The sequence below is a fragment of the Polycladomyces subterraneus genome (assembly GCF_030433435.1).
Classification (GTDB): domain Bacteria; phylum Bacillota; class Bacilli; order Thermoactinomycetales; family JIR-001; genus Polycladomyces; species Polycladomyces subterraneus.
This window is the reverse complement of the sequence record NZ_JANRHH010000055.1, coordinates 108468-114597: the sequence shown is the minus strand read 5'-3', so window position 1 is coordinate 114597 and position 6130 is coordinate 108468. Positions and strand designations below refer to the sequence as shown.

Below are 6130 nucleotides of genomic sequence, written 5' to 3'. Positions count from 1 at the left end.
CGCCGCCCATGTGGGTACATGCCCGGTCGCGCAGAACCATATGGGATGGGGTGATGACACACCCCTTAGCTTGGGGGTTGCCCGAAACAGAAATTGACTGAGGGCGTTAACCACTCAAGAATCCCACGGCTTTAGCCGTGTGGAGTGTCAACCACGGAGAAATCCTGCGACACGTCATCGCTCACGAAATCCACCATGTCGGTCAGCTGTCCATCTGGGCGCGGGAATTGAATCTGACTCCGCCGTCAGCCAATGTGATCGGCAGAGATCTGATGGAGCGGAACAAGGCTTGACGGGTGAACAGCGGGAGCGCATCATGACGTCTTTCGCCACCTCCTCCGCCCCCAATTCAACAAATTTCCAATTTCGAAGAAATCAGCTGATGACAAACTCCCATTCAGACGCTTGTTCGAGATAAATTTATGTTGGATCAGGCATAATTCACTAACAAACCGAACTCCTCTATTGAATCGGTGATCCTCATTTAACGATGACAACCTGTTTCATCAAATATGTCAATCAAAGGGGGTGAGACATGTTCCCATATGGAAACACTCTCCCCCATTGCTCACCATTTAGGTTCTTAAGCGCCCATTTGTTCCTCTTGAGAACGGACTTCCTCATCTCTTTGCTTGTTTTTCCAATATCCTGCACCGATCACTCCCACCGTGAAAGCCACGCTAACCACCCATTTCAACCACTCCATGTCCTCCAGCCAATGCCGGATAAGAGTTTCTTCCATCAACATAGACCCTGCCGTCCAAGCGATCACCCCAGAACCGATATACACAATCACAGGAAAACGATCGATCCATTTGATGATAAGGGAACTCCCCCAAATCATAATTGGCATGCTCAGCAGCAATCCCAAAATCACGATCAGAAAACTGCCATGTGCCGCTCCGGCTACCGCCAGTACATTGTCCAACCCCATGACGGCATCAGCGATCACGATGGTGCGAATCGCCTTCCACAAACTGGACTCCACTTGAATCTGATGCTCCTCTTTTTCTTCCACCAGCAATTTGAATGCGATCCATATGAGCAACAGACCGCCGACCAGCATCAGCCCCGGTATCTTCAGTAGCCACACCACCAACAACGTCGCCAAGGAGCGAATGCCGATCGCACCGAACGTTCCCCAGAATATCGCTTTTTTCTGTTGATCTTTCGGCAATTGTCGCGCCGCCAGTCCGATCACCAACGCATTGTCCCCCGCCAACAATAAATCAATCATAATGATGGCCAAGAGTGCGGATACAAATTCCATGATATCTCCCCTCCCTCAACGTTGGATGGTCCCTTTCATCAGATCTTGTCAACCAAGGGGAGTGCGGAAAACCGTATTTTCGCAGATGGATACGCTCAAAACGGCGGAATTCGAACGCCATCACGCATTTTCACGCACTCCTTTCCCCATGAACCGCGATTCATCCGTATTTCATGAAGGTCAACCCCCTTTCGGCGCCGAAAAAGAAAAGCGACCTTCACCCGAGCGGGTAAAGGTCGCATATTAAAAAGACCTTTACCCGTCAGGTAAAGGTCTCGCTCACAACGTTACCGTTGCCGACAAAGCCGGGGACATGCATCCCGTAATGACGACTTTGCCGTTCCAGCTACTCCCCTTTGACTCCATTATATAGAGAGCCCTATCACATCGTCAATGGCCAAACAGCCTTATTTTTAAGAAAAAGATCCCCTGTCTGATTCCAATACCGGTTCTCATACCCAAGTTCTGTACAATTCCTCGACAACCATTGGTGTGGATGGGAATACATGACTTCCCCCGTTTCTATGGATTTGTTTATAATGACAAAGTTAGAAAGGCCATTTGAGAGAGAGGGATAAGGTGCGAAAGTGTTGGATTGCGTGGTGTGCAGTGCTGATGCTGACAGGGTGCTCCACTTTTGCCGACTACTATGCAGCAAGCTGCCTTGTCAATGAGATGAATCCCCTCGTACAACAAGACGCTGCGTATCTATCCTTGATGAAACAATTCCAACACCTGCAACAACAGCAAAGTCAACTGGAAGATGCACTCGCCGAAACCAACAAATCGAATGCCAAAACCGTCATCGCTGTACTGAAGCTAATCGACCGTCAATCTCGTTTGATTCAACAAGCGGAGAAGATCAACCAGAGGGCATGGGAAAAGTTGCCGAAACTCAAACGCTGGGCGGCTGATATTGACAGGAAGGAACCCCGCGTTTGGGCACGCAAAGTGACCACATTATGGGATGCCAGACTGAAACTGCGGATTCAGGCAGTCAGCCTCATCCAACGGCTTCTTCAGCAGGAAAAAACGTACTTCGTCCAATTGCAACAGGGAAAACGACCGGTACAAGGACCTGACAGTACGCTGAGCGACCGGTACGAACAACTGACCCGGCAGTTATATGATCAAACCACGGCTTTTAATCAAGCTTGGACTACTTTCAACTACCTCACAACCGCGAAGCCGGTAGCCTCCCGGAAAAGTCAGTGAGCCGGCCGATTTGATGGGGGAAGGGGATTCGGTACTAATGAAACCTCTACCCCTCCCTGCCCTTTGTTTGAAACTCACTACACCCAAACCCACCGATTGATCCAATCGGATAAACCAAGCCTTTTCCCATCTTGACTCACCTAATGGTGCTTTCCCGGGCAATTAACTGCGGTTCCAATACCACAGCTTCTCCTTTTCCACCAGACAGCATGCGAACCAATAATTCCGCTGCTTTTTTCCCCATTTGGTAGCGGGGCTGGTGAATGGTCGTCAACGGCGGGTGGATATACCGAGCCAGATCGATGTCATCGTATCCGACCACGGCCACATCCTCCGGCACACGTTTTCCCCATTGTTGAAGTGCCCGGAGCGCTCCGACCGCTATCATGTCACTGGCGCAAAACAGCGCGGTCATGTCGGGGAAGCGAGACAGCAACCGATTCACTCCCTCTACGCCAGCGTCTTCCTCAAAATTGCCATCAAACACCTGATCCGGATCAAAGGTCAGTCCGTTTTCCTTCAATGCCTGGCGATACCCCTTCAGACGATCGAAACTAACGTATGCCTGCCGGTGACCGTTAATCATGCCGATGCGGCGGTGTCCGATATCCACCAAATGCTGCACTGCCATACGAGCCCCGCAAACATTGTCCACCATCACGTGTCCGCATGTTTTTGAAATCAGCGGTACGTCGATCAGCACGCACGGCACTGAAGCATCCAGCACTTCTTGCAAGTAACGGTCATCGGTTCGGACACCCATTAACAATACACCGTCCAATTGACGGCGAGTGCACAGTTCCATATAAGAGATCTCCTGTTGTTGGTTTGGACTGGTCGCAGATAGAATTACATCGTATCCCATCAATGCCGCCTGATCATGCACACCGCGAATAATGTCGAAAATGAAATGATGACTGGAAGGAGAACATGTCAATTCTGAAATAATCAATCCAATTGTTTTGGATTTTTTCATCACTAAACTGCGGGCCACTGCATTCGGTCGAAAGTTCAGCTCATCAGCAATGCGCAACACCCGCTCCCGCGTGCGAGGGTGGATGTCGGGATAACCGTTCAGCGCTCTCGATACGGTTGTGATCGAGACCCCCGCCCGTTTGGCGATATCTTTAATGGTCACTGACATGTTGTTTCCCCCGATGAAAACGTTTTCAACATCATCATATAAAAATGTTCGTAATTTCGTCAACTCTCATATTTCACGGGATTGGGAATGACAACCGGACCGATCTCGGTATATCATGGGTGTGAAGTTGGAACAACAGATACCGTAGAGGACGAATGAAAGGATGACAGCGGCCATGCACCAGGTCCTGGAGAACTATCCGTTGTGGGCGTCCATCATCGCGATCGCTCTTGCACAATTTTTAAAGGTTTTATGGAATTACGCCCTACATCGCGTTTGGGATTGGAATTGGTTGATCAACACGGGCAGTATGCCCAGCGGACACACGGCGGCTGTCACCTCGCTCGCAACCGCCGTCGGCCTGCAGGAAGGGTGGGATTCCCCCACCTTTGCCATCACCACGATTTTGGCCATCATCGTGATGTACGACGCTACCGGCGTTCGGCGTCATGCCGGAATGCAAGCACAGGTACTGAATCGCTTGATGGAGGATTTCACGGAACTGTTGGCGGAAATACGTCGAAACAAAATCAACCCCCCGCAAGCGGGGGTAAAATTGAAGGAAATATTGGGTCATCAGCCCATCGAAGTCTTTACCGGTGCGTGGTTCGGGATCTTCATCTCTCTCCTCGTGTATTGGTTATGGCCTAAATAAACAGGCTCATGAAGATTTCGTCCACATATTCACCTTCCAGCACATATTGTTTGCGCAAATGACCCTCTTTACGAAAGCCGTACTTTTTGTACAGTTTAATCGCCCGTTGATTGTTGGAAAACACGTCCAGATTGATTTTTTCCAATCCGTTGGCCTTGGCCCATGCGATGGTATATTCCATCAGTTTTTTCCCCAGTCCCATTCCACGAAAGCCCGGTGCCAGCCAAGTGCGGAATTTGGCTGTGTGCCGGCTCATCTCCATCGATCCGCGCTTCAATATTGCGACGCCAGCGATCTTGCCGTTCACCTCGGCCACGGTATACATGCCATCGTCCTTCTGGATGTCACGAATCTCCTTCCGGTGCTCCTCACCAGAAGGCATCGTATCCAGATCTTCTTCCAGATAGACTCCTTCCTTCACGACACGTGCCATCCGTTTGGTGATTTCCGGCGCGTCGCTTTCCCGAGCTGGACGGAGGGTGACCCACTGTCCGTCCTTCGTGCAGTACAAACGCCGTTCCCGAAAGGGTCGTTCCACTTTCTTGCCTACGGTTTCCGTTTTCATCGCCATGCGTAGAGTAGCTCCTTTCAAATCGCTCCCTGTGGATCGAATCGGGGAGATGCGGTATGATCGAGAAAAGGAGGGACCACAATGAAGCGCATTGTCTCCATCTGCCCCAGCAATACCGAAATCCTCTGCCTCCTCGGTTTGGAAGACCGCCTCGTCGGCGTGGACGATTATTCCGACTGGCCGGAATCAATCAAGCATCTCCCCCGACTCGGGCCGGATTTGGATATCGACATGGAAAAAGTACGTTCGCTCCAGCCCGATTGGGTGCTCGCTTCCCTCAGTGTCCCTGGGATGGAGAAAAACGTGGAGCGCCTTCGACAAGCCGGTATCCCCTATTTGGTTCTTTACCCGAAATCGATCAAAGATATTCCCCGAGATATCCGAATCGTGGGATCCGCCTGTGGAGTGGAGGAAGCGGCAGAGCGCACAGCAACGATCTTCGAGGAACGAATCCGGCAAATCCGGGAGCGGGTCCCGAAGGATCAACCTCGACCGCGCCTGTATTGGGAATGGTGGCCCAAACCGGTATTTACGCCGGGCAGACGCAACTGGCTGACCGATGTAAGCGAAATCGTCGGGGGGATCAACATTTTCGGCGACGTCGATCGGGAATCAGTTCAGACCGACTGGGAAGTGGTAGCTGCCCGCGAACCCGACTATACCCTGATCGTATGGACCGGAGTACGAACCGACCGCATCCGCAAACAACTCATTACAAGCCGACCGGCATTCAGGGGAAAACAGTTTGCACGGGAAGACCGCGTGCACATATTAGATGAGGGCTGGTACTGCCGCCCCTCCCCGAGATTGCTGACCGGCATCCAACACTTGGCACATATACTGTATCCTGATCGTTTCGGCCCTCCGGACCCCGAACGTCCGCTGGCTCCCATCGCCGTTCGGCCATAAAAAAACCTCCTCCGATTCGTCGGAAGAGGGTTAAAACATGCGGTATCCTTTGACACGCAGCGTCTTGATTGCCCACCCGCTGACAAACGCACCGACCAGCCCGCTAAACATGATGATCATGTCTACGATCATCAGTCCACCTTTGCTGACAATAAAGAAGATCAGCAAACCCGTATATGCGATCACCGGAAACCAGGTCGTTTTCAAAATCATGTTTAAAATGAATCCGATTCCGAAAAAAAGCACGAAAAACAGCGGAACGGACACAATCAACTGGGGCAGACTCACCGTCATCGCCTCCGCTCGTCGAATCATTTTTCCTTATTATTTTGCTCTCAATCAGTGTACAGAAAAAACGGACACCGG

The 6130-nt window shown here is 51.1% G+C and carries 7 protein-coding genes and 1 pseudogene; 4 read left to right on the top strand and 4 right to left on the bottom strand.

What is annotated here, in order from left to right:
* Positions 1–143: 143 nt before the first annotated feature.
* Positions 144–293: pseudogene (locus NWF35_RS16705) on the top strand (DinB family protein); the annotation flags it as partial.
* A 290-nt stretch (positions 294–583) separates the two neighbouring features.
* Here the strand turns inward: NWF35_RS16705 and NWF35_RS16700 are convergent.
* On the bottom strand, positions 584–1270 hold the full coding sequence (locus NWF35_RS16700) for a TerC family protein (protein WP_301240671.1): 687 nt from the start codon (positions 1268–1270) through the stop codon (positions 584–586).
* A 579-nt stretch (positions 1271–1849) separates the two neighbouring features.
* On the opposite strand from NWF35_RS16700, the gene NWF35_RS16695 reads away from it, so the two are divergent.
* Complete coding sequence (locus NWF35_RS16695; RefSeq protein WP_301240669.1) at positions 1850–2485, top strand: hypothetical protein; 636 nt, start codon at positions 1850–1852, stop codon at positions 2483–2485.
* 136 nt (positions 2486–2621) lie between these two features.
* Here the strand turns inward: NWF35_RS16695 and NWF35_RS16690 are convergent, their stop codons facing one another.
* Entirely contained in the window at positions 2622–3629 is a 1008-nt protein-coding gene (locus NWF35_RS16690) for a LacI family DNA-binding transcriptional regulator (RefSeq protein ID WP_301240667.1), read from the bottom strand.
* A 175-nt stretch (positions 3630–3804) separates the two neighbouring features.
* Between NWF35_RS16690 and NWF35_RS16685 the strand changes: the two genes are divergently transcribed.
* Positions 3805–4284: a divergent PAP2 family protein gene (locus NWF35_RS16685; RefSeq protein ID WP_301240666.1), complete on the top strand. Its 480-nt coding sequence runs from the start codon at positions 3805–3807 to the stop codon at positions 4282–4284.
* Here NWF35_RS16685 and NWF35_RS16680 read toward each other — a convergent pair.
* Positions 4277–4855, bottom strand: a complete 579-nt coding sequence (locus tag NWF35_RS16680; protein ID WP_301240665.1) for a GNAT family N-acetyltransferase — start codon at positions 4853–4855, stop codon at positions 4277–4279. The genes NWF35_RS16685 and NWF35_RS16680 overlap by 8 nt on opposite strands.
* 81 nt (positions 4856–4936) lie before the next feature.
* Between NWF35_RS16680 and NWF35_RS16675 the strand changes: the two genes are divergently transcribed.
* Positions 4937–5764 carry an ABC transporter substrate-binding protein gene (locus tag NWF35_RS16675; RefSeq protein WP_301240664.1) on the top strand — a complete coding sequence of 276 codons (828 nt, stop codon included), beginning with the start codon at positions 4937–4939 and terminating at the stop codon, positions 5762–5764.
* A gap of 30 nt (positions 5765–5794) precedes the next feature.
* On the opposite strand, the gene NWF35_RS16670 is transcribed toward NWF35_RS16675, so the two are convergent.
* The gene (locus tag NWF35_RS16670; protein ID WP_301240663.1) at positions 5795–6058 is read right to left on the bottom strand and encodes a YuiB family protein; all 264 of its coding nucleotides are present in this window, start codon (positions 6056–6058) and stop codon (positions 5795–5797) included.
* Between the last annotated feature and the right edge of the window lie 72 nt (positions 6059–6130).

Bases quoted from the DNA above. Each gene is read 5' to 3' on its own strand.
- NWF35_RS16690 (WP_301240667.1), bottom strand. From the start codon at position 3,629: ATGTCAGTGACCATTAAAGATATCGCCAAACGGGCGGGGGTCTCGATC.
- NWF35_RS16680 (WP_301240665.1), bottom strand. From the start codon at position 4,855: ATGGCGATGAAAACGGAAACCGTAGGCAAGAAAGTGGAACGACCCTTT.
- NWF35_RS16670 (WP_301240663.1), bottom strand. From the start codon at position 6,058: ATGACGGTGAGTCTGCCCCAGTTGATTGTGTCCGTTCCGCTGTTTTTC.
- NWF35_RS16685 (WP_301240666.1), top strand. From the start codon at position 3,805: ATGCACCAGGTCCTGGAGAACTATCCGTTGTGGGCGTCCATCATCGCG.
- NWF35_RS16700 (WP_301240671.1), bottom strand. From the start codon at position 1,270: ATGGAATTTGTATCCGCACTCTTGGCCATCATTATGATTGATTTATTG.
- NWF35_RS16675 (WP_301240664.1), top strand. From the start codon at position 4,937: ATGAAGCGCATTGTCTCCATCTGCCCCAGCAATACCGAAATCCTCTGC.